4 protein-coding genes are annotated in these 3,736 nt (G+C 40.0%); all 4 read right to left on the bottom strand.

Translation table 11 applies throughout. The features are described 5' to 3' along the window. The coding region (locus tag IBX40_11900; protein MBE0525014.1) for a hypothetical protein at positions 1 to 462 on the bottom strand (462 nt) is incomplete at its 3' end. 51 nt (positions 463 to 513) lie between these two features. Further along, complete coding sequence (locus IBX40_11895) at positions 514 to 711, bottom strand: hypothetical protein (GenBank protein ID MBE0525013.1); 198 nt, start codon at positions 709 to 711, stop codon at positions 514 to 516. Between the two features lie 331 nt (positions 712 to 1,042). Next, positions 1,043 to 2,128, bottom strand: coding sequence for a 5-amino-6-(D-ribitylamino)uracil--L-tyrosine 4-hydroxyphenyl transferase CofH (gene cofH, locus IBX40_11890; protein MBE0525012.1), 1,086 nt, complete (start codon positions 2,126 to 2,128; stop codon positions 1,043 to 1,045). Positions 2,129 to 2,612: 484 nt separating this feature from the next. Continuing rightward, a complete protein-coding gene (locus tag IBX40_11885; GenBank protein MBE0525011.1) occupies positions 2,613 to 3,368 on the bottom strand; it encodes an alpha/beta hydrolase in 756 nt (251 codons plus the stop codon). Positions 3,369 to 3,736: the final 368 nt, after the last annotated feature.

The following is a 3,736-nucleotide window of genomic DNA, read 5'->3' as shown; positions in this document are numbered from 1 at the left end:
CGGTGATCCCGGAGGTAAGTCGCCAGAGAAGTCGAACACGGACATGACGAACGTCCAGTTGACGGGCTCCCCTTCAAAGAACCGATACACCATTGACCCGGTGCCCTGGCACAGTGCCAGAATAAGGTAACAGGACAGGGACAGGGCCAAAAGCCGGGTGAAGGGGCTAAAATTGCTCAACCTGATGTCGTCCAGATATTCTCTGAATGTCCTTTTCCCCCTGGGAAGGTGCAGGATAAAAGGAACGATCACGAACAGGGTCAGGATGTGGTATGACATCGATTGAATAAAATAAACAGCTTTTGAGTCACGGGGTAAATCAAATATCCCAAAATACACAATGATTGTGAGGACAATGGAAAGGACTGAGAAGAACATAAAGAGGATCAGGGATATCCAGGGGTGATCTGCAAACCTAAAACCCTTCTTATCCGGCTGTATTTTTTCATTTCCAGCTTTCATCGTATTCTTCCTCGTATCCCGTGACCGCTGCGCGTATTGCCAGCGATTACCTTATTCCTTTGAATAAATTAAGTATTCAACTATCAATAGAAATACCGGAAATAAAATACTTAACAAAATTTGAGTATCTAATCCGATTACTTCAACTTCATTAATTATATTCAATGATCTGAAAACCAGATAAATTATTGTTCCTAATGAAATACTCTGGAGAATCCCGAAAATCCAGAATATTTTTTCGTTCCTCATTTGTGATGACCTCCCAACCGTATGGGTTCTCTTGTCACTTAATTTTTTCTACTTAACTCATGTAATTTTTATGATGTCTACCACCAGCGACGCACCCCATCCACAAGGTTGGCTGCCACCGTGCTGCCCTATCGGGCATTGGTGGCAGGGGAAGTTATACAATACCCAACCACCGGACATTTAGATCAATCGAAAAGCGCCTGCCAGCCCCCCACACCACAAGAGCAGGCGTAGCAGATCAGGATGGGCATACAATATGACAATAGTAATAGAAATAGAAAAGCTGTTTTTAAGAAAATTAGTTAAACATAATTACTAAAGAACTCGAAATTCAGGTAGAAGTAACACGTCGATACATTGTATCCCTTTGCACAGGCTCCTTCCCTGCTCCCTTAATAATCCACTCAAACTCATCCGGAGGCATATATTCACCATTTACTGCCCCAGCACTCTTTGATATCTTTTCTTCCATCAGCGTCCCGCCCAGGTCATTGACACCACAGAACAGCGCATACTGAGCCAGTTTTTTCCCCAGCTTAACCCAACTGGCCTGTATATTTTTCACATATGGGTACAGCAAAATCCTGGCAAGGGCATGTACCATAAGATCCTCTACCCCAGTGGTGGCATATTGTCCCTCTGCCAATAATCTCTCGCCCAGCGGGTTGTTATAAGGCATGAACGGCAGGGGTACGAATTCTGTAAAACCTCCGGTTTCAATCTGCAGATCTCTGATAAGCAGAATATGTTCGATCCTCTCCTCCATGGTCTCAATATGTCCATACATCATTGTAGCAGTACTGGGTATGCCAGTATTGTGGGCGGCTCTGACCACATCTATCCACTGGGACGATGTAATCTTTTCAGGACATATTTCCCTTCGTACCCTATCAGACAGTATTTCAGCAGCAGTACCAGGCATGGTATCTAATCCTGCATGTTTCAATACTTCCAGAGCTTCTTCAACCTTAATGCCGCTGTTACGTGACATGTGAAACACTTCCATTGGAGAAAAAGCATGTATGTGTAATTGAGGAAACCTGGATTTAATACCTTCAAGAATCTCACAATAATCCTCAAGGAACATATCATCCATCAGCGCCCCCTGGATGCAGACCTCAGTTGCTCCCTGTAAGATGGCTTTTGTTGATTTTTCCACAATTTCCTGGGTAGTTAATCTGAATCCGGAATAGTCTTTAAAAGCACAGAAACTACAGGTTCCTATACACTGATCTGAAAAATTGATATTCCTATTTACAATATAAGTAACAACATTACCGACCAGATCGGTTCTTAAATAATCAGCAAACTTAAAAATAACCTGGGGTTCACATTGAATTAATACCAGTGCATCCTCTTTTGTAGATGTTCCTGCATACACCCTTTCCAAAATATCCATAGGAATTTTCGATAAAATCCCCACAGGATCTTCTATAAGCGGGACAATTTGTTGCCGGTTCATGAATATCACATTATTGAGTTTTTCAATCCTGTATTATATATAAAGTTTTATAGATGCCAACGCTGGATGTAATACTGTCTATGAATTCAAATGAAGCTAAAGTTATCGGATTAGGAGCTTTAAATCCTGACAGGATATTCTATGTAGACGGAAATAGTAAGACCTGATGAAGAAGGTTTCATCAGTTCAGTCGAGAACCAGAAGCCGCCAACAAAGCCAAACTCATCGATATCACCTCATTTGCGTTATGTAAGCATTGATGATTTTTATCCAAAAAGCCAGGGTAGTTCTGCCCAACAACCATGAACTGACCCTCATGAGAGGATCCCGGGATATTCGGGAAGGCTGACATGCTTATTGATACCGGGGCCAAATGGATGGTTGTGAAACGTGGAACATAACCCCACTAAATTGAAAATTAGTAACTATCACAAAAAAATTATTGTATCTTTCCAGTCAGGAATTCCCTTACAACGATATTGAAATTCTTTTCATCTTCAAGGAAAGGGAAATGTTTTGCTGAAGGTATCACCGAAAATCTTGAATTCCTGATGGCTTTCAGGGACCTGCCGCTCTTTAGAAAAGCATCATTTTCACCAAAGATCACAAGAGTAGGTGTTCGGATTTTGTCAAGCTTATCACTTACATCGAAAGCTGCCAGTTCATTTTGCATATCAAAAAAAATCGTGAGATCATTTATGGAATTAATGTAATCAGAATAAACCTGACGCAGATTTTCATGCACATATACAGGCCAGCTGGTTAATAGGATATCCCTGGCAAAGGCATCTATATCAAGGATTTTATGGATCCTGTATTGCAGATTATTTTTTAAGGCTAAATACTTCAATTTGACTTTTACTGTATTATGTCCTGTTATTCCTGACATTTTTGCCACAGTTCCCACCACTATCAATGAGTCAAGATTGTGTGAAAATTGAAGTGAATATAATAAACCTACAAAACCACCCATGGAATGGCCCAGGATATCTATTGATTTGTGTCCCATCTCCTCTCTTAATGCTTCGATGTCATTAGGAAAAGTCTCGAATGTATAAGTTAACTTATCAGCTTTTGAAGACTTACCATGACCCCTGAAATCAATGTAATAGAGTTCACGGATTTTTTCCAAATCTGCAAGGGACCGCCCAAAATATCTATGGTCAAAACCAGGACCTGCATGTAGTACATACATGGGTTTTCCGGTTCCTTTTTTTTCATAATAAAGGTCGATGCCGTTTACATTGATAGTTGGAATATGATCACCGATTGTGCATTATATTAATCTTCTGTATAATATTGAGTCATTAGATATAAGATTACATCTTTCATAATCAATTGAGCTTATCTAAATAATCTTAATAACTATACCCTGCAGCTCTGCTGCGGTTGGTGTGCCGCCGCAACTTTTTTGGAACCACCAGTTTTAATTCTAATTTACTTGATTTTATCATCACAGATTTTAGATATTACAAAGTTATAACCTTAACTCTGCTTTTTAGGGAATATATCCAATCCTAGTTTTTCATCTAAATCCCTTAATTTTTTTGGCACTTCTGTGAC

It is taken from the genome of Methanosarcinales archaeon, assembly GCA_014859725.1.
Classification (GTDB): Archaea; Halobacteriota; Methanosarcinia; order Methanosarcinales; family Methanocomedenaceae; genus Kmv04.
The sequence above is the reverse complement of the archived record's forward strand: the minus strand, read 5'-3'. Positions and strand labels throughout refer to the sequence as shown.